The organism is Enterococcus rotai, from assembly GCF_001465345.1.
Lineage (GTDB): Bacteria > Bacillota > Bacilli > Lactobacillales > Enterococcaceae > Enterococcus_L > Enterococcus_L rotai.
Map to the genome: position 1 here is coordinate 1,344,630 of NZ_CP013655.1, position 24,040 is coordinate 1,368,669.

Below are 24,040 nucleotides of genomic sequence, written 5' to 3' on the forward strand. Positions count from 1 at the left end.
GGGAAATTGCCGCTCCATACACATACATAGCAACAAAAAATGGAGGGATTTACATGTTAAAACGACTGCTTAAAGTGATAGTACCATTGGTGTTTTTTACATTTGGATGTTTGGTAGGGACATCAAATAGTTGGGCACAAGACGCAGATTATGAAGTCAAGGCGATTCCATCAGTCAAACAAGTAGATAAAACAAAAACATATTTTGATTTACGTTTGAACCCAGAAGAAAAGCAGACAATAATGGTAAAAGTAACCAATCGATCAGATCAAGCACAAACAATTAATACTAAAATCAAAACAGCTACGACGAATACCAACGGAATAGTAGAATACATCAATAGTGATCAAAACGAATCAATCGATTTGCCTCATGATTTAAGTAAGTTCGTTAAAACAAATACAGCAAAAATGACACTAGCACCTCATGAATCAAAAGATGTTGAATACACTATTACGATGCCTCAAACAGACTTTTCGGGTATTTTATCAGGTGGGATTATTTTTACTAGTGAAAATACTGAAAAACCGAAAGAATCCTCAGCAGATGTAGCAATCAAAAACCAATTTGGCTATGTGATCGCATTAGTATTGCATGGAGACAAAGAGGTCAAGCCTGACTTAGATTTAACTAAAGTTAGTTTAGGTCAAGTCAATAATCGAAATACAGTTTTTGCCCATTTAACTAATGATAAAGCCGCTTATTTAAATCGGTTGAATGTGAATGTCAACATTAGAAAGAAAAATACGGATACAGTTCTTTATGAAGCAAAAAAAAGTGAGTTGCAAATGGCTCCTAATTCTGTATTCAACTACCCCGTAAGCTTACAGGAAACCAAATTTAAGCCAGGGAAGTACCTTTTAACTGTTCATGCAGAATCGAAAGGACAAGTTTGGGATTTTGAAAAAGAGTTTGAGATCAAAGCCAAAGAAGCTGAAAAACTGAATGACCAAGCCTATATCCATCAAGAAAAACAACATTATCTACTTTATCTAGTAGTGTTTATCATTTTTATTTTATTGATAATTGGATTGATTTTATATAGAAAAAGACAACAAAAAATCAAACAATTAGAAGAAAAAATAGCAGAATTAAAGAAAAATGAAGAACAAAACTAAATTTGCAAACAGCGTTATTTTAAAAAAAGAGGAACCTGAAAAAAGGTTGCCTCTTTTTTCGTGTAGTTTCGCTTGTTTTACGTAGCTTAATAAATGAAGGAATACGGTTTAATTTTTCGCAAACTGTTGATTTTGCTGTAATTATGTTAAAATAAGTAGACTCAATTTGAAACAAAATCTGATTCAGAATAAAGGTTGTGAAATCATGGAGCCATCCATTACAGATAAAAAAACCAACGAAGAATTAACGAAATTATTAGCACTGATCGGTGAAGACGAATTGATTCAACGTTATAAAGAACTAGAAGCAAAAGTTCAAAAAAATGAGAAACTCACAGATCTAGTGGAACAAATCAAGGCAGCACAAAAAGATGCTGTTCAATTTGCACATTATGATAAACCAGAAGCTGAAAAAGCTGCCATCAAGCGCGCAGATGAGCTAACAAAAGAATTTGATGAACATCCTTTAGTTGTGGCCTATAGAGAACAACTGATGGAAGCTAATGACCTTTTACAACATGTCACAGACATGATCCAGTATAGAATCAATGAAGAATTAGAGAAGGAAGGGTAACAATGCCTCAAAAAACCAAAAACACACCAATGATGGAACAATACTTAGCAATCAAAGAACAATATCAAGATGCGTTTCTATTTTACCGATTAGGTGACTTTTATGAAATGTTTTATGAGGACGCAGTGAATGCATCACAGTTATTAGAATTAACTTTAACCAGCCGTAATCGTAACGCGGATGACCCAATTCCGATGTGTGGGATTCCCCATCATGCGGCTCAAGGCTATATCGATACATTGATAGAAAAAGGCTATAAAGTCGCAATTTGCGAGCAAGTTGAAGATCCGAAAACAACCAAAGGAATGGTCAAAAGAGAAGTTGTACAGCTGATCACACCAGGAACGGTGATGACTAGTAAAGGCCTGGATGCCAAAGACAATAACTATTTGACTGCTATCGTTGAAGATAACGGTAGCTTCGGTTTAGCTTACGTCGATTTAAGTACAGGAGAACTAAAGACTGCTGTATTAAGCGATGAAGACGGTGTAATCAACGAAGCCTCTGCACTACAAACTAAAGAAATCGTGTTAGGCAGTGCGTTATCTGAAACATTGAAGCAAACATTAAAAGACCGGTTGAATATTATTTTTTCTGAACAACTGCAAGCAGAAGAAAATGCGGAATTTAGTTTTTTAACTAGTGAATTAACTCATCCGCTAGAAGTGGATGTAACAGGGAAACTACTTACCTATTTATCAGTGACGCAAAAACGTGGGCTAGCGCATATTCAAAAAGCGGTTGAATACCAACCAGACCATTTTTTAAAAATGGACCACTATTCCAAATTTAACTTGGAATTAACACAGTCAATTCGTACTGGCTTAAAAAAAGGCACATTATTATGGTTGTTAGATGAGACCAAAACCGCGATGGGCGGACGTTTATTAAAACAGTGGCTAGACCGTCCCTTGATCCAAGAAAAACTAATCCAAAGCCGACAAGAAATGGTTCAATCCTTGTTAAATGCCTATTTTGAACGAGTTGATCTACAATCGACACTAACGAAAGTTTACGATTTAGAACGCTTAGCTGGTCGTGTTGCTTTTGGAAATGTAAATGGTCGTGACTTGATTCAACTGAAGACATCCTTAGAACAAGTTCCATTGGTTCGTGAATTGATTGTTGGCATCAACCAAGGCGAATGGAATGATCTGTTACTTGATTTGAACCCAGCTGAGGATGTTGTTGAACTGATCAGTCAAGCAATCAATGAAGAAGCACCACTTGCGATTACTGAAGGAAATATCATTAAAGATAATTACAATGAAAAATTAGATGAATACCGCGATGCGATGCGTCATGGCAAACAATGGCTAGCTGAATTAGAAGCCAAAGAACGCCAAGAAACAGGTATCAAGACCTTAAAAGTCGGGTTTAATCGGGTGTTTGGTTATTATATTGAAGTTACAAAATCCAACTTAGCTAACTTAGCAGAAGGCAAATACGAGCGCAAGCAAACCTTAGCAAATGCAGAGCGCTTTATTACACCAGAACTAAAAGAGATGGAAACGTTGATCTTAGAAGCAGAAGAAAAGTCAGTTGATCTAGAATATCAACTATTTCTAGAAGTTCGGGAACAAGTCAAAGCGAACATCGAACGTCTGCAAAAATTAGCGAAAACGATCAGTGCTGTTGACGTGTTACAAGCCTTTGCTACCGTCAGTGAACGCTACCAATATGTGCGCCCAACTTTAAAAAGCAATAGCAAAGAATTGCATATTGTGGAAGGGCGTCACCCTGTTGTGGAGAAGGTTTTAGGTCACCAAGAATATATTCCAAATAGTGTGCATATGAGTAAAGAAGATATCATTCTATTGATCACTGGACCGAATATGTCCGGTAAAAGTACCTATATGCGTCAACTTGCGTTAACCGTAGTGATGGCTCAAATTGGTTGTTTTGTACCAGCTGAATCGGCTGAGTTACCGATTTTTGACCAAATATTTACCAGAATTGGCGCATCAGATGACTTAATTGCAGGTCAAAGTACCTTTATGGTGGAAATGATGGAAGCCAACCAAGCGTTGCGTCACGCGACACCAAATAGTTTGATTTTATTCGATGAGTTGGGACGTGGGACGGCAACTTATGATGGCATGGCATTAGCACAAGCAATCATCGAATATATCCACCGAGAAGTCAAAGCCAAAACACTGTTCTCTACTCACTATCATGAACTAACCGTGTTAGATGAAAACCTAACCGGATTAAAAAATATTCATGTTGGAGCTGTAGAAAAAAATGGCGAGGTTGTCTTCCTACATAAAATGATGGAAGGTCCAGCAGATAAAAGTTATGGGATCCATGTAGCGAAAATCGCCGGATTACCAAGCGATTTATTAGAACGTGCAGCAACGATCCTTTCTGCTTTAGAATCAGAAGAACAACCGCTAAAACAAATTGAATATAAAGATGAAATCAAAGAAGATACCGAACAATTATCCCTCTTTAAAGAAGTATCCACTGATGAATTAGGTGTGATCGATACCTTAAAGAAAATCAACTTATTAGAGATGACACCAATGGACGCTTTAAATAAATTACACGAACTACAAAAAAGAATCTAAATTCCAGAGTGGAAAAATGGAACAAGGAGATGATCCTAAATGGGAAAAATCCAAGAACTATCTGAACAGCTTGCCAATCAGATTGCTGCGGGTGAAGTAGTAGAACGTCCTGCATCTGTAGTTAAAGAACTTGTTGAAAACGCCATTGATGCTGGCAGTACGCAAATTGACATTTTCATTGAGGAAGCTGGATTGAAGACGATTCAAGTCATTGATAATGGTGAAGGAATCGCCAAAGAGGACATCTTAAATGCCTTTAAACGACATGCAACAAGTAAAATTCATACCCGAGATGACCTATTTCGGATCCGTAGCTTAGGCTTTCGCGGTGAAGCCTTGCCCAGTATTGCTTCTGTATCAGAAATCAGCGTTGAAACGGCTGTCTCAGATGAAGAAGAAGGTAGCCTTGTACAAATGAAAGGCGGAACGATCGAAAAACATCGTCCAGCAGCTCTAAGAAAAGGCACAAAAATCACCGTTTCAAACCTGTTTTTCAATACGCCTGCACGTTTAAAATATGTTAAAACAATCCAAACCGAATTAGCCAATGTCGGCGATATCGTCAATCGATTGGCGTTAAGCCATCCAAAGATTGCGTTTCGTTTAGTACATGACGGCAATAAGATGATGAATACAGCGGGCAATGGTGATTTAAAACAAACAATCGCAGGTATCTATGGCATTAGTACGGCTAAAAAAATGCTGAAAATCGAAGCGGAAGATTTAGACTTTAAATTGACGGGGTATGTTTCTTTACCAGAAGTTACTAGAGCGAGTCGTAACTATTTATCGACGATCATTAATGGCCGCTACATCAAAAACTTTGCTTTGAATAAAGCAATTGTTGATGGTTATGGATCTAAATTGATGGTAGGACGTTTCCCATTAGCGGTAATAGAGATCGAGATGGATCCGCTGTTAGTCGATGTCAATGTTCATCCAACCAAGCAAGAAGTTCGTTTAAGTAAGGAAAAAGAGCTGATGACCTTGATCAGTACTGCGATTCGTGAAGTCTTGAGTCATGAGCAACTGATTCCCAATGCGGCAGACAATTTGCGTTTTAAAAAGAAAGTTGAACTGCAGCCAAAGGTCGAACAAATGGAAATTCCTCTAACAGAACCAGAAGCACCGGCTAAACCGAATCGGAAACCTAGTAGTTTAGGGTATGATGCAGCTAGCGGTAATTTCTTTGTTAAAGAGACAACGGCAGAATTTTCAACACAAAAACCAGTCAACAGTTGGGCACAAACACCTGAACCACAAACGAAAGAAGACTCTGAGCGAGAGGCTTTGTTGGCCTACGCATTTAGTTCACCTGAGGAGCAAGCGTCCGTTTCTGATAGTGATCAGCAAGAGCTATCCCAGACATCAGAGGAGACTGTTTCAACAAGTGCGGAAGCAGCAAGCGTAGATGAACAAGTCTATGAAGAAGAATTGAGCCATCATCCAGAGTTTGATTTTTCAGAGACAGGGGCTAAAAATGACTTAAATAAAATGCTGAATAAGTTATCAGATGAACGTCCTAAAGAACGTTTTCCAGAACTAGAATATTTTGGTCAAATGCATGGCACATACTTATTTGCTCAAAGTAAAGACGGCCTGTATATCATTGACCAACACGCCGCTCAAGAGCGAATCAAATATGAGTATTTTAGAGAAAAAATCGGTGAAGTTACCAATGATTTACAAGAATTATTGGTACCGATCGTGATTGATTATCCTAATAGTGATGCGTTAAAGATCAAAGAACAAAAAGAAATATTGGCAGAAGTCGGGATTCACTTAGAGGATTTCGGTCAAAACAGTTTCATTGTTCGATCTCATCCAACGTGGTATCCAGCAGGAGAAGAAGAATCGATTATTCGGGAAATGATTGACATGTTTTTAACAACTGGATCTGTTAGCGTGAAAAAATTCCGTGAAGCCACTGCAATTATGATGAGCTGTAAACGGTCGATCAAAGCCAATCATTATCTGAATGAACAACAGGCTCGAGTGTTGCTGAAGGATTTAGAAACGTGTGAAAATCCGTTCAATTGCCCTCATGGACGACCTGTTTTGATCCACTTTACTAACTCAGATATGGAAAAAATGTTTAAACGAATTCAAGATCCACATTAAAACTAAGGAAGAAGGTTCTATCCTAATGAAAGTTATCCTGGCTTCTCAATCGCCGCGTAGACGTGAATTATTAAGTCGCATCATTTCTGATTTTGAAGTAGTACCGGCTGATATTGATGAAGATGTAAAAAGTTATTTTACGCCAATGGATTATGTTTTGACGATGGCGGCGCAAAAAGCAGCTCATATAGCAAAACAGTATCCAAATGATCTAGTGATTGGTTCTGATACGATCGTCACGATCGATAATGAAATATTGGGAAAACCCGCTTCTAGAGAAGATGGCTTTCGGATGTTGAGACAACTGAGTGGTAGAACACATAAAGTGTATACCAGTGTTGTCTTGATGAAAGATGATCAAGAATCTTCTGCAACGGTTCCAGCAACAGTTGAATTTTATGATTTGACAGATGAAGAAATCAATCGTTATTTAGATACAAAAGAGTATGAAGACAAAGCTGGTGCATATGGAATCCAAGAACAAGGAGCTCTGCTGGTAAAAAGTATTCAAGGGGATTACTATTCGATCATGGGCCTTCCAATTGCTACCCTTTATCGTATGCTGCCGTCTTTTGATCAGTGCTAGAACAAGGAAAGAAGGAAAAAATCAATGAAATGTTCACAAACAAGAGCGATCCAAACACATATGATCACCTATCCTCATTTGAATTTTCATAAAACCTTATTTGGCGGTCAATTGATGGCGTGGTTAGATGAAACGGCTGGCATCGCTGCTGTTCGAGTGTCAAGAGCCGCAATCGTGACCGCTTCTGTGGATCACCTAGACTTTCTAGCACCGTTAAAAGCTAGCCACTCTGTCTGTATCGATGCGTATGTGTCTGGTGTCGGCACACGTTCGATGGAAATATTTGCTAAAGTGATTGGGGAAGATTTATTTACGGGTGAACGTTATTTAGCAGGCACTTGCTTTATGACTTTCGTTGTACCTAAAGGAAGCAGTCTACCTGAAGAGATCGAACCTGAGACAAAAGAAGAACAATTTATCTGTCAAGGTTACGAAGCGAGAAAACAAGTTAGACAAGCAAAACGACAAGAAAGTCTTGATCTTGCCCAAAATGTCGATTTGACTATCCCTTGGAATTGATTAAGGCAGTAACACTCATTTTCTAAACAGAAAATGAGTGTTTTTTTCGCAATGATGCTATGATAAGACTAACTAAAAAAGTAAGGGTGTGATTTGTCATGGAAAAACCATCAAAAGAAGAGTTGAAAGAGAAGTTATCTGATATCGAATATGCAGTGACCCAAGAAAATGCAACAGAGCGACCTTTCACTGGTAAATATGACGATTTCTATCAAGAGGGCATTTATGTCGATATCGTTAGTGGCGAACCTCTCTTTAGCTCAACGGATAAATATGATGCAGGGTGCGGTTGGCCAGCATTTACGAAACCAATTGAAAAACAAGATGTAGTAGAGCATAGCGATTTTTCTTTAGGCATGCATCGAGTTGAAGTGCGCAGTAAAGAAGCAGACTCTCACCTAGGACACGTCTTTACAGATGGACCTACAGATCAAGGTGGTTTACGTTATTGTATCAATGCGGCAGCGTTGCGGTTTATTCCAGTAGCAGACCTAGAAAAAGAAGGCTATGGGGAATATAAACCCTTATTTAAATAATGATAAAGCCTATCTAAACAGGTGAAATCTGTTTAGATAGGCTTTTTTTATTGTCCACTCAACTTTAAAGTAAGTGTTATTTTTAGAATGTATAAAAAAGGTTGCATTTTTTGAATACATCTAGTATTATAAGAATATTCAGAAAATTAAAATTCAGAAAGAAAATTATTGCTTATTAAGGAGAAAAAAATGAAAAAGAAAAATATGACGAAGTTAATCAGTGTTATGCTGTTGTCTACATTGGTATTAGCAGCTTGTGGTGGCGGCAGCAAGACTGATTCGACAGATAGTAGCAGCGACAGCAAAAAAGCGAGTGGGGAACAGCTTTTTCGATTAGTCGTGCAACAAGAAATGCCAACAGCAGATTTATCATTAGGAACAAATACCATCAGTTTTTCAGCCTTTAATAATATTTATGAAGGCTTGTACCGATTAGATGCGAAAAGCAAACCACATGCTGCAGGTGCGGCTGAAATGGCGAAAAAAAGCGACGATGGCTTAACCTATACCTTCAAGCTAAGAGAAGATGCTAAATGGTCAAACGGCGATCCTGTTGTAGCCGCAGACTACGTTTATGGCTGGCAGCGGACAGCAGATCCTAAAACAGCAGCTGAATATGCTTACATGTTTGCCTTAGTTAAAAACGGAGCGGATGTTTCAGACGGTAAAAAGCCATTAGATGAATTAGGAATCAAAGCAGTCAGTGATTACGAATTAGAAGTAACATTAGAGCAAGAAACACCTTATTTTGATTATCTATTAGCATTTCCATCATTTTTCCCGCAAAATAAGAAAATCGTAGATGAAAAAGGCAAAGATTATGCCGCAACAAGTGAAGCGTCTGTCTACAATGGACCATTTACATTGACTGATTTTGATGGAGCTGGAACGGATACGGAGTGGTCTTATACAAAGAACGACCAATATTGGGATAAAGAGACTGTTCAGTTAGATAAGATCGAAGTCAAAGTAGTGAAAGAAGCACCAACATCGTTGAATCTGTTCCAAGACGGACAAGTAGATGATGTGATTTTAAGTGGTGAATTAGCGAAACAAATGGCCGATGATCCAGAACTTGTGATTGAAAAAGATGCGCGTACTTCTTATCTTGAATTTAACCAAAGAGATGAAAAATCACCTTACCACAATGCGAATCTACGTAAAGCAATCTCTTATTCGATCGATCGTGATGCGCTAGTTGATCGAATCTTAGGAGACGGTTCGATTGCTTCGACTGGTCTTGTGCCAGCAGGCATGTCATTTTCACCAGAAGGCAATAAGGATTTTGCTGACGAAAATAAAAACGTATTGACACATGATACTAAAAAAGCGAAAGAATACTGGGAAAAAGCGAAAAAGGAATTAGGAATCGATTCATTCAAGTTTGATATCGTGGGTGACGATACTGATTCTACTAAAAAAGTATTGGAATATATACAAGGAGCAGTGAAAGAAACGCTTGATGGCGTAGATGTGACCGTTACAAATGTACCGTTTACGGTTCGTTTAGATCGTGGTAAAAATGGCGAATTTGAAGTGATCATGGGCGGTTGGGGTGCTGATTATGCCGATCCAAGTAGTTTTACTGATCTTTTCCTAACAGGTGGATCATACAATAGAGGACGTTACTCAAATGAAAAATATGATCAATTAGTTAAAGATTCAGGTAGTAAAAATGCCGCAGATCCAGAAAAACGCTGGACAGATATGGTAGATGCTGAGAAGCTATTGATGGACGATATGGGTGTTGCTCCAGTCTATCAAAAAGCGGAAGCGCATATGCGTAGTTCAAAAGTCAAAGGTGTGATTGCTCACGGAGCTGGCGCACGTTATGATTATAAGTGGACGTATATTTCTGAATAATAAAATGAACCAGTACGAAGTTTAAACCAATTCGTACTGGCTTTTTTTATTTAAGCAGATGCTTTTTTTCTAACTACTGATTTTCCTGAATTTGTGCTAAAATAGAAACGTATGTGCGTGTAAAGCAAAAGCAACGCTAGCAAGAAAGGTGAAATTATGTACGAATATATCATTGGTAAGGTGACTTTTATCAGCCCTTATTATATTGTAGTCGAAACAAATGGCATTGGGTATCAAATTTCTGTAGGCAATCCGTACCGCTATTCAGGCAAAACCGATCAGCAAGTTAAAATCTATGTGCATCAAGTTGTTCGCGAGGATGCTCATTTATTATACGGCTTTGGTGATTTAGATGAAAAGCAACTCTTTTTAAAACTAATTAGCGTTTCAGGAATCGGACCTAAAAGCGGATTAGCAATCATGGCATCAGAAGATCATGGTGGTTTGATCAATGCAATCGAAAGTGAAGATGCTGCTTATTTAACCAAATTCCCTGGTGTAGGTAAAAAAACAGCGCAGCAAATGGTACTTGACCTGAAAGGAAAATTAGGCGAACTGGAAACTTCAGAAGCAGCTGTTGAAGCAATGGCTAAAACACCAACGAACCAATCCGCTAATCAGTCGCTAACAGAAGCTTTAGAAGCATTGAGTGCATTAGGGTACAGTGATAAAGAAATCAAGCGCATCACACCGAAACTAGAAGAACTAGGCAACCTGCAAACAGACGAATACTTACGCAATGCACTAAAATTCATGATGAAACGTTAAGGAGGAATGGCTATGACAGAAGATGAAAGACTACTTTCCGCTGAAACAACAAGCGAGGGAGAAGAGTCCTTAGAAAAGTCACTACGTCCCCAATTTCTCGAACAATATATCGGTCAAGATAAAGTCAAACAGGAGCTTACGATCTATATCGAAGCTGCCCGCAATCGGGAAGAAGCCCTAGATCACACTCTTTTGTATGGACCGCCTGGACTTGGTAAAACAACGATGGCAATGGTGATCGCCAATGAAATGCATGTTAATATTCGTACCACTAGCGGACCAGCCATTGAGCGTGCTGGAGATTTAGTCGCTATTTTAAATGAATTAGAGCCAGGAGATGTTTTATTTATCGACGAAATTCATCGTCTCCCTCGGGTAGTAGAAGAAATGCTTTATTCTGCAATGGAGGATTTCTATGTAGATATCATGGTAGGACAGGGGACAACAGCTCATCCTGTTCATTTTCCCTTGCCGCCTTTCACCTTGATTGGTGCAACCACTAGAGCGGGGATGTTATCAGCGCCACTGCGAGATCGTTTTGGGATTATTTCCCATATGGAATATTATGAAACACAGGATCTGAAAGAAATCGTTTTGCGTTCTGCGGACATTTTTCAAACAGAAATCGTAGAAGAAGGCGCATTTGAGATCGCTCGCCGTTCTCGAGGTACCCCGCGAATCGCCAATCGTCTGTTAAAACGAGTACGTGATTTCGCCCAAGTTCAGTCGAATGGGACAATCGATCGAGGGATTGCCGATCAAGCATTGACCTTATTACAGGTTGATCATCAAGGGCTAGATTACGTCGACCAAAAGTTATTAAAAACAATGATCGAATTATATGGTGGTGGTCCTGTTGGTTTGAGTACATTAGCTGTCAATATTAGTGAAGAGACTGAAACAGTAGAAGATATGTACGAGCCTTATTTGATCCAGAAAGGCTTTATCAAGCGAACGCCAAGGGGACGGATCGCAACAGCATTAGCCTATGAACATTTTGGTTATGAATCTTATTATCAAGAATAAGAGACGAGAATACTCAAACTACAAATAACAAGTAGTTTGAGTGTTTTTATTTTCTAAGGACAAGGTTAGAGACATTGCATGGGCTGAAATGAGTTCAGGTAGGTTACTCATTTGCTCGATCGTTGATTGTTTGAAAGAAGGCTTCAAACTCGGCTGCAATATCTGCTTGGTCTATTATTTTTAAGGTATTCAACGCCCATAACACCTTTCTTTCTCCAGCTATACTGTCTTCCTGACAGATAGCAAATAATCCGCTGTAGTAGATGAAAACGATTCGGAAAAAACTGTTTGTGTATTCGCTGCTTAGCTGTTTTAACCAATCTAGTCCTTGTGAAATTTCAGCCCATTCTTGCATACGGAATAAAGTGGGGAGTATGTTTGTGAGTAATGAAGCATAGACGGGAATTGCACGATCATATGCTCGATAGTTAGGTAAGGATTTTAGTAATTGTTTAAAAAAGAAAATTTGTTGTTCTTGGTTAAACATATCAGCATTGTTACTAAACAAGAGAATTTCTTGCAAGGTCCAGCTCTGTACGTTCATTAGGTAATGTCCAATAATCTGAATATCTTCTGGATTCCCTTGCCAATGTTCAAAGTTTTTATAAGTTTCAAAATAGGTAAGGGACTGAATTCTTAAACGGAGTTCTGCCTGATGAACAAGGGTCAAGGTTGTAGGTGGAACGTGATGCAGGAGTAGTTGATACATTTTTTCTAGTGATTTGATATCATGGCGATTGGCTGCATGGGAAAAATTGTTGATATAATCATTTTCTTCCTCCAGATGATAATCGTTATGAATATAAAAAAATTCATCAATATCTATCCTCAAACGATCTAAAATCTGCGTAAATAAGAAAAGTGAAATATCGTGTTTCCCTTGTTCGAATTCAATAGCATATGACTTAGTAATAATTTCAGTGTAGATTTCTTTTTGACTATAGCCTTTATCTAAGCGTATTTTTCGAATAGTAAGTCCATAATTTTTCATCTGTCAATGACCTCCCAAGCTTAGTGTAGCTTTTTTTTCTATAAAAAGTCAAAAGGTTGTGTCTGTTTAGGTCCTATATATAAGACTAAAACAATGGTTAGAAGAAAAAATGGTTATTATCTAAACAGAAGAAATGAATGGCATATAAACTAGGCGGATTATTTGTTTGCACTAAAGATAGAAATTATACTAAAAGAAAATAACCTTAAGGGTGTGGAAAAAATGCAAGAATTATTTGATAAAAAAGTAAAACTAGTTCCAGCAATTGTTTCATTAGTATTATTAGGAGGTGCGTTTTACTCCTTATTGCATACAACATTTATATTAAATTTTTGTATTATTCTCGTTGCGGGATTAATTGGAATGTACTTGATGTATGGTGTGGATGGAATCAAAAAGCTTTATTCTCCGCTTAAAAAAGGCTCAGTAAAAATTATATTGATTGCGTATGTGTTAAGTTGGGTAACAGCTCTTTTAGCGAAGTTTTTAGCTGGGGTGATTGGACAACCAACTGCTGATAATCCAATCGTAAGTCAGTTCAGTCATGGAGTAGTACCGGCCCTTACATTATTAGGGAAAACATTGTTTATGCTTGCAGGTGAGGAAATCATTACCACGATTCCGCTGATCCTATTGATTCATTTAGCACTGAATTATAACGTTGAACGTAAAACAGCAATTATTGGCTCTGTTATCTTAACAAGTCTCATGTTTGGTTCGTTACATTTATCAACGTATGATTGGAATTGGTTCCAATGTTTGGTCGTGATTGGCTTGACTCGCATTCCATTTACGTGGGCGACATTAAAAACAAATTCAATATGGGCTGGTACAATCATTCATATTGCTTTTGATTGGCTGATTTTTATAGGCGTGATGCTCTCTACTCTAGCACACTAAAATAAAAATCTTACTATATTTAAAAAGCAGTGTTATAGCTATACCATTATGAGGTATGGCTATAACATTTTTTTGTTATGCATGCAAATCATATCCTTTTTTTTATGAGAAGTGAGTATTTGATTAGAAAAAAAATCGTATCATTTGCACAAAATATTTTAAGCTCTTATAGTTGATAGTGTACCAATTAGTGAAAATAATAAACGAAAGGATGGAAATTATGGAAAAGAATACGAGAAAAAAAGGATTTGTATCATACCTAACAACACAGGATGAAGCAGGGGTAAATATCTCTTGGGGGGCAATTATAGCAGGATTAGTTTCCTTCTTTGCGATTTTCTTTACCTTAAGTTTGATTGGTTCAGCAATTGGTTTTGGGATGGTTAAACCAACATCGGATAATCCGTTAGATGGTGTTGGAATGGGACTTATTATTTGGACAGTGGTGACATTTGTTCTTTCATTATTTTGTAGTGGATTTATTGCAGGGGTAGCAGCACGCAGAGTAGGCTTAGTTCATGGTTTTCTAACATGGGCAACAAGTGTCTTGGTATTATTGGCTATCCTATCTTATACAGCAATCGGAGCATTTTCAGCGATCGGTTCTCTATTTGGGAATATCGCTTCAGCAACCGGCAGCACTGTGGAAACTGTAGCTTCAGGCACATCTGATGCGATCAGCAAAGGGTTTGATAAAGTGACTGACAATGTTCAATCAGTGGATACAACAGAATTACAGGGACAAGTCAAAAAAGTTTTATCTGACACTGATGTGAAGGAATTACAACCTGACTATTTGAAAGATCAAATGAAAGAAGCAACTGACGAAATCACAGATGCTGGAAAAGAAATCATTAAAAATCCAGACAACTCAGATAAAATCTTCAAAGACACTGCAGATTCTTTAGAAGCCAAAGCGAAAAAAATCGGTGACTCAATCGATCGTCCTGCAATCGCGAATGCAGTAGCAAAAAATACAGATTTATCACAAGAAGAAGCACAACAAGCAACAGATAACATTTACAATGAATTACAAAAAGCATCGAAAGAAACACAAACACAAATCGAAAATGCTAAAACAAGTCTGGAAGATGCTAAAGAAGACTTAGATAAAAATATTAAAGAAGCAAGACAAACAGCAGAAGACGCTTCAAATACTGTCTCTAAAGCTTCTATCTGGGGCTTTATAGCGATGGTTCTGGGTATGGTTATTACATCTCTAGCAGGTTTATGGGGTTCTAACTTAGTGAAAGATCCTGTGACTGAAAGTAAATTGTAAGAAACTATAACTTGAAATTTCCGAAATTAATCAGAAACGAAAAAAGGTGTAGCCGATGCTGCACCTTTTTATATTCTTAATAAAGTAAGAAATAAAAATATTTTTTTAACTTTTTTGCCTCTCAAAAATTAACATAAAATTCAAATAATACAGAAGACCATTATCCTAGACGGACTAATTTGTCATTATTATTATTTTCTGACCACATAATCCAGCATTCCACAAAAAATCCAGACTAAGTACAAATAGAATCCAGGACACTTTGTTAAGCTATTAACATCAAATAGCCAGTGGAGGAAAGATCATGAAAAGCAAGAAAGTAAAAATAGGAGTAACAATCGTGACAATAGCAATTATTTTAGGAAGTGCATATTTTTTATTAAAAGAGGACAATAAAAAAAGTGATGCAGAAACCTCAGTACCAGTAGTATCAAAGACAGTCAAAAATGCCATGAAGAGTTCCCAAAAAGGAGCCGATGCTATATTAGCAGGAACAGTGATTCCTAATTCTAAAAGTAAAATAAAATTAGATGGAACAAGAGGCATCGTAACCGAACTCCATGTAAATGAAGGGGATACAGTAACTAATGGACAAAACTTATTTTCCTATTACAGTATAGACAATGAAACAGAATTGAAAGATGCCGAGCTTAGCGCAACAAATCAAGTAAACTCGGTAGCTCAAAAAAGAGAAGCGGCCAATTTAAAATGGGACGAATACAATAAGAAAAAAGCCAATGCTAAAAAAGAAGAAACAAAAGAAGAAGAGCTAAATACATCTTATATGGAGGCATCTAACGCAGAAGCAGAAGTAGCTAGCGCGCAAATAGAAGCAGACAAGGCGCAATTATTAGTTGATAAAGCACGAGAAAAAGTATCTCAAAACACAGTAACAGCTCAATTTGACGGTGTAATAAAATCAATCGACAAAGATCAAATGAATAAACCAGCAGTGGAAGGTAGTGAAACGCCATTTATGGAAGTCGTTGATTCTTCTGTGCAGTATGTTGAAGGAAAAGTAGATGAGTTTAACAAGGATAAATTTTCTGTTGAACAAACGGTACAAATTTTTGATAGAAATGATAATAGTAAGCTTTGGACAGGTAAAATTACCAAAGTAGGAAATTTAACAACTGAGGATGACGATAAAAAGAAAGACGATGAAAATCAAAATGCATCTAAATATCCGTTCAAAGTATTAGTTGATAAATCAGAAACTCCTCCATCTATTGGTCAGCATGTCTATGTTAAACTAGCGCCAAAAGAGCCAGAAGCTGGAAAAATTGCATTACCTAAAGGCTATCTGATGAAAGAGAAAAACAAGACCTTTGTTTGGAAAGCTAAAAACAACAAATTAGAAAAAACAACGGTAGAATTGGGTGAAGAAAACGCGGAAGACGGAACTGTAGAAATCAAATCAGGTCTAACAGAAACCGATTCTATAGTCTATCCAGCTCCTGAATTAAAAGAGGGGATGGAGGTTAAACAAGATGCTCAACCTAAGTGATATTCGTAAATCATATTGGCAAGGTTCAGAAGAAGTAGAAATTCTTAAAGGAATTGACCTGACTATTTCAAAAGGAGAGTATGTTTCCATTATGGGCCCATCTGGTTCAGGGAAATCTACGTTGATGAACATTATCGGGTGTTTAGACAAGCCTACAAAGGGAATTTATCGTTTAAATGATCGAAATGTAGGAGAAATGAAAGATTATCAATTAGCAGATTTGAGAAATGAAACAATCGGTTTTGTTTTTCAAAACTTTAACCTAATGCCAAAATTAACTGCAGTACAAAATGTCGAATTGCCTTTGATCTATTCTAAAGTGGATCGTTCGACACGTCGAAAGCGAGCATTAGAAGCCCTGAAAAAAGTAGGATTGGAAGATAGAGTATCTTTTAAACCCTCTGAATTATCAGGGGGACAAAAACAAAGAGTGGCTGTAGCGAGAGCTTTAGTCACAGATGCGGCTTTTCTATTGGCAGACGAGCCAACAGGTGCATTAGATACGCAGAACAGTGAGCAAATAATGGATTTATTTTCAGAATTAAATAATGAAGGGAAAACGATTATCGTCATTACGCATGAACAAGAAGTTGCAGATTATACGAAAAGAAAAATTTTCCTAAGAGATGGTTATATAACGAAAGATGAGGTGGAGGAGAGAACGTATGCTTGAAAATATTATATTATCCTTACAATCAATTTGGGCTCACAAGCTGCGCTCCATTTTGACAATGCTGGGAGTTATTATCGGGATTGCTGCAATCATTGCCATTTTTAGTATCATTGAAGGGAATACGGCAAATATGAAAAGACAATTTGTCGGCGGCAACAATAATACAATCGAAGTAGAATATGGCAAAAAAAGTCGGTTTAATGGCTCAGGATCAAGTGAAGGTTCAAATGAAAAAAAACCAACCTATGTGCCCATATTGTCTCAAGAACAAATGAATAACATAAAAGAGCAAACTGGGATTAAAAACATTGCACCACTCTATCAAAAAAACACAAAAATTTATCAAGGTCAGAAAAGTTCAAACAGTATGATAACCGCAACTACACAAAATTACTTTGAAATGAATAAGAAAAAAGTAGTGGAAGGCCGATTATTTACAGAAGTTGATTATACAGGAAGTCAACAATCTATTATAATGAATAAAAAAGCGTATGATGCTAATTTTCCTAAAGGGAAAGGTGTTGGCAAATACGTAGAAATAAATGGTTATCCGTTTCAAGTGATTGGTGTCTACGAAGATGAACTAGTTGAAGGGGATATGAGTATGGACTTTGGTGGACAGAATGAATCTATTGTTCCCCTTAGCCAATGGGACAAGATTACAAGTGAATTAAATCCCGAACCCAAAATAATATTTCAGACAGAAACAACCGATCAATTGAAAACTAAGTCTCCAGGAGTTGCTAGCTTATTAAATACATTAGTCCCGGAGTCTGGCTACGTATTTGGTGTTAAAGATGCTGAAAATATGCAAAAACAATTGGAGCAAATAAACCGCTCTAACTTCCTGCTACTAGCAGGTATTGCTAGTATATCTTTAGTAGTTGGAGGCATTGGTGTGATGAATATTATGCTTGTTTCTGTCACGGAACGTACTAGAGAAATTGGTGTAAAAAAAGCATTAGGAGCGAGAAGAAAAGTCATTCTAGAACAATTTTTAGTCGAGTCTGTCACTCTGACGATTTTTGGTGGAATATTAGGAATTATTGTAGGTGTAATAATTGGTAAAGTAGTTACATCCATCTTGTACTATCCTTTTATAGTATCAATCGTATCTGTTGTAGGAAGCATTGGTTTTTGTTCGCTTATCGGAATTATTTTCGGACTAATGCCTGCTGTTAAAGCATCAAAATTAGATCCGATCGAAGCGCTTAGGTATGAGTAATATATTGAATAACTGAAAACTATAGTTGACAGAGTGCTGACTGTTCGACTATAGTTTCTCTGTGTATTATAATCAAATCATTTATTGAAGGAGAAAAGTAGCATGAAGCCAAGAATACTAGTAGTTGAAGACGATACAATGACCAATCAAGTGATTTGTGATTTTTTAGAAGAGAAAGACTATGATGTGCTTTCAGCTTTAGATGGTGAGGAAGCATGGGGAATATTCGAAAATGAAATGTTAGATTTGATACTTCTTGACATTATGTTGCCGACGATCAGTGGATTAGAATTGCTTGAAAGGATCAGAAAGACATCGGATGTGCCGATTATTATGTTGACTGCAATTGATCAAGAACATACACAACTGATCAGCTTCAAGCAAAAAGTCGACGATTATGTGATAAAACCATTTTCACCAACAATATTAGTGAAAAGAGTACAAGCCGTTTTAAGAAGGGCGGAGCAACCCACAGCGACAGAGAAAAAAGAAGATTCTTATGGGGATGTTCGCATAAATTTCGACTCATCTATGGTATTTTTAGAGAATGAACGAGTAGCTTTAACAAGAATAGAGTATCAAATTGTAGAGTATCTAGCCAAAAATAAAGGACGTGTGGTGACTCGAGAACAGTTGATTGAAGCGGTTTGGGGATACGAGTTTACGGCTAATGATCGAGTTATTGATAGTCATATGAAAAATATTAGAAAAAAAATTCCAGGTCTGAATATTGAAACTATCAAAGGAATAGGGTACATGTTAGAGGTAGAAAAATGAAAACAAGAACGAAAACATTTCTATTTACCTCTGTAGTCATTGCGATTGTTATTACATTTAGTTTCGGACTGCTTTATTACTTCTTGCCTATAGTCTATGAAAATGATAAAAGGGAGAGAGCCTTCTCCAGTGCTCTGAAGATCATTAATGAGGTGGAAAACCAACCAATTGAAAGAATCCATGAGATAATGAGGCAAGAGGAAAAAAGTCAAGAAGATACATTCTGGATAATGAAGAACTCAAACCAACAGATTATTTATCCTTCAGAAGTAAGTAAAACGATTGACGACAATAGTGAATTAGTGATTGCTAAACAAACTTCCATTAAACCTCTCATAAAAACTACAGTAAAGGACTCAGAAGGAGATAAATATATAATTGAGGTTAGCATGTTTTACGAAAGCATCAAAGAAGTAAAAGAAGCGTTACTAAAAATTTATCCGTATATTCTGGGGGGGAGCTTTTTAGTCGGAGGGATTGGTGCGTATATCTATTCCTATTGGGCAACTAGAAGAGTACATAGTATAAGTAATAGAACAAAAAAAATGGTTGTTTTAGAAGAGCCGGTCGACTACGTTGTCAAAGGGAAAGACGAGATTAGTGATTTGGAAAACAATATTCAATTTCTATATCTTTCGTTGCTAGAAAACATCCAATCATTGAATCTAGAATTAGAAAAAAGTAATGCAGTAGAGCATTCAAAGTCTGAATTTATGAGAATTGCATCTCATGAGTTAAAGACCCCGATAACGGCGATGCTAGGAATAATTGAAGGGATGATTTTGAATGTAGGACGTTTTAAAGATCGTGATTATTATTTGAACGTATGTAAAGAAATATTAGAATCACAAAGTCAATTAGTTCAGGATGTTTTATTTATCTCGAAATTAGAAAGTGTGGAAAAATTTGAACCTTCAAAGGAAGTTTTTTCGCTGACAGATTTAACGAATGAAACACTCGCATTCTTCGAATTAATGTCTATTCAAAGAAAATTGACTTTCGAAGTGAAGTTGGCAGAGGTAGTGGTTGAAAGCAATAGAGAAGAGATAAAAAGGATCATTACCAATCTTTTGAATAACGCAGTGAAGTATACGAAAGAAAGCGGGGTTGTCAGTGTCACTCTAACATCTGAAATGTTGGTGATTGGGAATCAATGTACACCTTTGGAACAAGAAGAGATTGATAAAATATTTTTACCTTTTTACCGTCCTGACTATGCCCGCGCAAGAAAAGATGGAGGAACGGGTTTGGGGTTGTATATAGTTTCTCAATTATCTTTAAAAAATGAGTTGCCATTTAATTTTAAACCTATGGAAAATAAAAAAGGGATGGTCTTCACGTTAGAGTTATCATCAATTGTCAAATCATTAGAATAATACAGATAAAATCCACTTTCTATGCAAATAGACTCCATGTACCTTTGGTAAACTAAATGTAGTAAAACATTTAGGAGGAATTTAAGTATGAAAATAAAAAAAATTACTTTACTGGCGTTACTAACTATGCTTACAGCAGCAACATTAACAGCATGCGGAAGCAAAGAAAAGAAAGATGCAGATAATCAAGGCGAGTTAAAAGGCGAGAAAATGAAAAAATCAGAAGATGATGTTGTCAGTGAACGTACAGAAGAAGTTGATGGACAAAAGATGATAATCAAAACATTGAAAGATGGTTCAGAAATTGCTCTTCCTGAGGGTGTTGATTTAGACGATGTAGATATGCAAGCAGTTGATTAAGCTGAATAAATCAAAATAATTACATCAATTATGATGAATCCTAGAGGGAAATGCCTCTAGGATTTTTTACTCGGTTGAAAAAGTACAGTGCTAAAACATAAAGTAATTCTCAAGTTAAAGTTATAAAAGTTGCGAAACCCGTAGGCATTTCTCTTTCATACTTTGATATGGCTATTTAAGTATTCTAACGATCCATTAGGATAAGGCAATTCTAGCGCAGTTTTAATTTCATTTTGGTACTTCTTAAAAGGAACAATAGTCATTAGAAAGTATAGAGCCATAATTTAGAGGCAGACATAAAACTCAATGAGTTTTGTGTCTGCCTCTTTTTAGTTTAAACCAAGTAGTCAACGCATGTGCAATCTGAAAAATAAATCAAAGCATAGGACTCGTTGAAGTAAGAGTAATACAGATAAAATCCACATTACGCACAAATAAAATCCACGTTAGCCTGATAAACTAATCTTCGGAAGAATTTTATAAATAAAAAAAATATAAAAATAAAAAGATGTTTTATTTCATTTGTGTATTTTATGAAAAACGTTAATAAAAAGGAATAGAACATTAAAAAGTTGACGAATGATACTCACCTATTTTTGGAGGTTAAGGACTTTTAAATAAATCAAGAAATTGATGATGAAAGGGAGTTGTCCTAACAAGTAAGTATGCTATCAGTGAAATCTTCTGTGTATAGGGGAGGGGGATTAAGATGGATCATAAAAAAAATATATATATACCTTCATATCTCGTTTTTTAGTAAAACGAGAAAGATTCTCTTTCTATTTATATCTATATTTTAATTATTATATATTTTTTTCTTGCTACTAGGATAATTCTAATGGATTTAAATCAAAAACACAAGGTTTTTTTGAGAAAAAATTTAATTTTTCTTTTTTTTCAATAAAAATTATTCAAAAAATGACGATTTTTGAAAAGAACTACTTCTACTATAAAGCATTACTATTTGGTGGAGAACATAGGTCATTTTTTTTAGCCGTCAACTCCGCCGTCACGAAAACTTGAAAGGATGATTTATTTTGGCAAGAGGCGAAAACATATACAAAAGAAAAGATGGACGTTGGGAAGGACGCTATCCCAAAGCAAGAAAAGCTGATGGTTCTATCTACTATGGATATATATACGGGCGATCATATCGAGCGGTTCGAGAACAGCTTTTAGAAAAAAGAATTCTGCATACGCTAGAAAAAAGTTCATTCCAAAAACAATTCAAAGGGTCTTTTGAGACTTGGGCGATTATTTGGTTGAACCAATTAATGAAAGAAAATATTAAAGAAAGTACCTATGCAAGCTATCAAAATAAACTTACTTTACACGTATTACCCGTTATTGGTAAGACTCCCTTACATCGTGTGGATAAAAAACAGCTAGAACAGTTGATTAATCAACTCAAAGACAAACTATCACCAGCTTCTATCCACATTGTCTTTCGATTAGTCAAAAGCTGCTTGAAAGCAGCAAGAGACCGGGGCTATTTATATATAAATCCAGCTGAACAAGTTACATTACCTAAAATTCAAAAAGAACAGGTTCCTGCGCTAAACCGCCAACAACATACTCAAATCTTGAATGAAAGCAAGAAAAACATTAAAGGACTACCAATTGTACTTGCTTTAGAAACGGGCATGCGTATTGGAGAAATAAGTGCATTGAAATGGGAAGATGTCGATTTTGATCAACAAGTTATCCATGTACGTAGAACGAAGCAACGTATATTTGACTATGCTAATAATGCATCCAAAACAAAATTGATTGAAACTGCGCCTAAAACAACACGTGCTAAGCGTGTTATTCCATTAACACCTTGTTTGAAAGAACAACTTATTTGGGCTAAGAGTCAGGCGAATTCCTCTTATGTTGTCGAAAATCATGGGAAATCTGTAGAACCAAGAACGATCAGCTATCGATTTGAACGAATCAAAACCAAAGTAGGTTTATTAAATATTGGTTTTCATTCATTGCGCCATACATTTGCCACACGTTGTGTAGAACTTGGTATAAGTATCAATACAGTTAGTGCTCTATTAGGACATGCATCAATAAAAATGACACTAGATACATATACCTATTCATTTCTTGAAGATCAACGTAAAGCAATGGAAACTTTAGCTGTTTTCTCATCTTAATAACAGTAAAAATTAATTTTTAGGGTTGTTACGTCTCCCTTTTTTTTATTTTTAAATAACGTTCGTTTTTTAAAAAATTAGAATAATCAGTATAGTATTTTAAATTTGGATAGATGCTAAAATGTTATGTCCTTTTTCTAACCGTCACTTTCGCCGTCAATTATAAAAACAATCCGCGAGCTGTCGGTAAAAATTAGAGTAAGTTCTCGTTTTACTAAAAAACGAGAACTTACTCTGATTAAAATCTACTACTATCAATTTTACTTTTTTATTAAAAAAAGAGCAACGCATAACCTTAATGACTGAAACAAACTATTTTGTTCTCATTCATAAAAAATCAAAGAACGATCAGCAACCATTGTATAAAAAAGAGAGAAGGGAATAGGAATAATGTACAAGTTAGGAATTTTAAAAAATGGAGATAGAGCGCAAAGTACATTTGTGGATGAGATCATTGCGTGTTCTAACTTTAAAACTTCGTTATTCAACTGTGTAAATAGTAATGAAGAAATGTTCTCAGAAATGAACATCATTCTTATTGTGGAAAACCCAACTTTTGGGTTTGAATCTATCTGTGAATCTATTTTGGAATTGAGAAAATCTTTTCAAGGTATTGTTTGGATATTATCAGAAGAAATTTCTGACTTTAATCAAATGATTTACTATCAATTAGGAGTAGATGGGATTTCGAGTATAGACAATAATAAAGGGATTTTTCTATTACAACTAGAAAATCTATTGAAACATACAAGTAACAAAGAAGAGGTGAAAGAAGAGTCAAAAAGAAATGCTGAACAAAAAAAAGACTTCGCTCTAAATGAAGGTAGCTTGAGCTTAATAGTAAAAGATGGTTTTGAAATTTCTTTAACAAAATTGGAGTTTCTTGTCTTACGAGAATTATTTATTCATACAGGTGAAACCTTATCTTACGAAGAAATTTATAGAAAAATTTGGGTAGAGAAAAAGAATGATAAAACAGCAGATGCAAAATTTAGACAATATAGAATCACCAATATCATTTTTCATCTACGGAAAAAATTTGAAGAAGCACCAGGAAGTCCTGAATACATAAAGACAATTCGTTCTAGAGGGTACAAATTGGATCTTAAGTGAAGTTTTTGGGCGTA

At 36.2% G+C, this 24,040-nt stretch carries 21 protein-coding genes; 20 read left to right on the forward strand and 1 reads right to left on the reverse strand.

All coding sequences use genetic code 11. The features are described 5' to 3' along the window. Nucleotides 1-53 precede the first annotated feature (53 nt). From ATZ35_RS06245 to ruvB, 10 genes are all read left to right on the forward strand, one after another. Complete coding sequence (locus tag ATZ35_RS06245; protein ID WP_208929977.1) at nucleotides 54-1,118, forward strand: WxLIP family cell surface protein; 1,065 nt, start codon at nucleotides 54-56, stop codon at nucleotides 1,116-1,118. Nucleotides 1,119-1,323: 205 nt separating this feature from the next. Then, the gene (locus tag ATZ35_RS06250; protein ID WP_208929978.1) at nucleotides 1,324-1,692 is read left to right on the forward strand and encodes a YlbF/YmcA family competence regulator; all 369 of its coding nucleotides are present in this window, start codon (nucleotides 1,324-1,326) and stop codon (nucleotides 1,690-1,692) included. 2 nt (nucleotides 1,693-1,694) lie between these two features. Continuing rightward, nucleotides 1,695-4,262 carry a DNA mismatch repair protein MutS gene (gene mutS / locus ATZ35_RS06255; protein ID WP_208929979.1) on the forward strand — a complete coding sequence of 856 codons (2,568 nt, stop codon included), beginning with the start codon at nucleotides 1,695-1,697 and terminating at the stop codon, nucleotides 4,260-4,262. Between the two features lie 39 nt (nucleotides 4,263-4,301). Then, nucleotides 4,302-6,383, forward strand: coding sequence for a DNA mismatch repair endonuclease MutL (gene mutL / locus ATZ35_RS06260; RefSeq protein ID WP_208929980.1), 2,082 nt, complete (start codon nucleotides 4,302-4,304; stop codon nucleotides 6,381-6,383). Between the two features lie 25 nt (nucleotides 6,384-6,408). After that, nucleotides 6,409-6,969, forward strand: coding sequence for a Maf family protein (locus ATZ35_RS06265; protein ID WP_208929981.1), 561 nt, complete (start codon nucleotides 6,409-6,411; stop codon nucleotides 6,967-6,969). Nucleotides 6,970-6,993: 24 nt separating this feature from the next. Then, entirely contained in the window at nucleotides 6,994-7,488 is a 495-nt protein-coding gene (locus tag ATZ35_RS06270; protein WP_208929982.1) for an acyl-CoA thioesterase, read from the forward strand. A 98-nt stretch (nucleotides 7,489-7,586) separates the two neighbouring features. Further along, nucleotides 7,587-8,024 (forward strand): peptide-methionine (R)-S-oxide reductase MsrB, encoded by a 438-nt coding sequence (gene msrB / locus ATZ35_RS06275; RefSeq protein WP_208929983.1) that lies wholly within the window; start codon nucleotides 7,587-7,589, stop codon nucleotides 8,022-8,024. 189 nt (nucleotides 8,025-8,213) lie between these two features. Further along, nucleotides 8,214-9,887 (forward strand): peptide ABC transporter substrate-binding protein, encoded by a 1,674-nt coding sequence (locus ATZ35_RS06280; RefSeq protein WP_208929984.1) that lies wholly within the window; start codon nucleotides 8,214-8,216, stop codon nucleotides 9,885-9,887. A gap of 156 nt (nucleotides 9,888-10,043) precedes the next feature. Beyond that, on the forward strand, nucleotides 10,044-10,655 hold the full coding sequence (gene ruvA / locus ATZ35_RS06285; protein WP_208929985.1) for a Holliday junction branch migration protein RuvA: 612 nt from the start codon (nucleotides 10,044-10,046) through the stop codon (nucleotides 10,653-10,655). A 12-nt stretch (nucleotides 10,656-10,667) separates the two neighbouring features. After that, nucleotides 10,668-11,681 (forward strand): Holliday junction branch migration DNA helicase RuvB, encoded by a 1,014-nt coding sequence (gene ruvB / locus ATZ35_RS06290; protein ID WP_208929986.1) that lies wholly within the window; start codon nucleotides 10,668-10,670, stop codon nucleotides 11,679-11,681. A 103-nt stretch (nucleotides 11,682-11,784) separates the two neighbouring features. Here the strand turns inward: ruvB and ATZ35_RS06295 are convergent, their stop codons facing one another. Further along, a complete protein-coding gene (locus tag ATZ35_RS06295; protein WP_208929987.1) occupies nucleotides 11,785-12,672 on the reverse strand; it encodes a helix-turn-helix domain-containing protein in 888 nt (295 codons plus the stop codon). A gap of 222 nt (nucleotides 12,673-12,894) precedes the next feature. Between ATZ35_RS06295 and ATZ35_RS06300 the strand changes: the two genes are divergently transcribed. The 10 genes from ATZ35_RS06300 to ATZ35_RS06345 all read left to right on the forward strand — a co-directional run bounded on the left by ATZ35_RS06300 (nucleotide 12,895) and on the right by ATZ35_RS06345 (nucleotide 24,026). Further along, nucleotides 12,895-13,572 carry a CPBP family intramembrane glutamic endopeptidase gene (locus tag ATZ35_RS06300; RefSeq protein WP_208929988.1) on the forward strand — a complete coding sequence of 226 codons (678 nt, stop codon included), beginning with the start codon at nucleotides 12,895-12,897 and terminating at the stop codon, nucleotides 13,570-13,572. Between the two features lie 220 nt (nucleotides 13,573-13,792). Beyond that, complete coding sequence (locus ATZ35_RS06305; RefSeq protein ID WP_208929989.1) at nucleotides 13,793-14,851, forward strand: hypothetical protein; 1,059 nt, start codon at nucleotides 13,793-13,795, stop codon at nucleotides 14,849-14,851. A gap of 304 nt (nucleotides 14,852-15,155) precedes the next feature. After that, on the forward strand, nucleotides 15,156-16,358 hold the full coding sequence (locus ATZ35_RS06310; RefSeq protein WP_208929990.1) for an efflux RND transporter periplasmic adaptor subunit: 1,203 nt from the start codon (nucleotides 15,156-15,158) through the stop codon (nucleotides 16,356-16,358). After that, a complete protein-coding gene (locus tag ATZ35_RS06315) occupies nucleotides 16,342-17,031 on the forward strand; it encodes an ABC transporter ATP-binding protein (RefSeq protein WP_208929991.1) in 690 nt (229 codons plus the stop codon). Before ATZ35_RS06310 ends, ATZ35_RS06315 begins: the two co-directional genes overlap by 17 nt. After that, nucleotides 17,024-18,256, forward strand: a complete 1,233-nt coding sequence (locus ATZ35_RS06320) for an ABC transporter permease (protein ID WP_208929992.1) — start codon at nucleotides 17,024-17,026, stop codon at nucleotides 18,254-18,256. The genes ATZ35_RS06315 and ATZ35_RS06320 overlap by 8 nt, the downstream gene beginning before the upstream one ends. A gap of 102 nt (nucleotides 18,257-18,358) precedes the next feature. After that, entirely contained in the window at nucleotides 18,359-19,033 is a 675-nt protein-coding gene (locus ATZ35_RS06325; protein WP_208929993.1) for a response regulator transcription factor, read from the forward strand. Then, a complete protein-coding gene (locus tag ATZ35_RS06330) occupies nucleotides 19,030-20,409 on the forward strand; it encodes a sensor histidine kinase (RefSeq protein ID WP_208929994.1) in 1,380 nt (459 codons plus the stop codon). Before ATZ35_RS06325 ends, ATZ35_RS06330 begins: the two co-directional genes overlap by 4 nt. An 87-nt stretch (nucleotides 20,410-20,496) precedes the next feature. Continuing rightward, nucleotides 20,497-20,769, forward strand: coding sequence for a hypothetical protein (locus ATZ35_RS06335; RefSeq protein ID WP_208929995.1), 273 nt, complete (start codon nucleotides 20,497-20,499; stop codon nucleotides 20,767-20,769). 1,037 nt (nucleotides 20,770-21,806) lie between these two features. Next, on the forward strand, nucleotides 21,807-22,913 hold the full coding sequence (locus ATZ35_RS06340) for a tyrosine-type recombinase/integrase (protein ID WP_208929996.1): 1,107 nt from the start codon (nucleotides 21,807-21,809) through the stop codon (nucleotides 22,911-22,913). A gap of 390 nt (nucleotides 22,914-23,303) precedes the next feature. After that, a complete protein-coding gene (locus ATZ35_RS06345; protein WP_208929997.1) occupies nucleotides 23,304-24,026 on the forward strand; it encodes a winged helix-turn-helix domain-containing protein in 723 nt (240 codons plus the stop codon). Nucleotides 24,027-24,040: the final 14 nt, after the last annotated feature.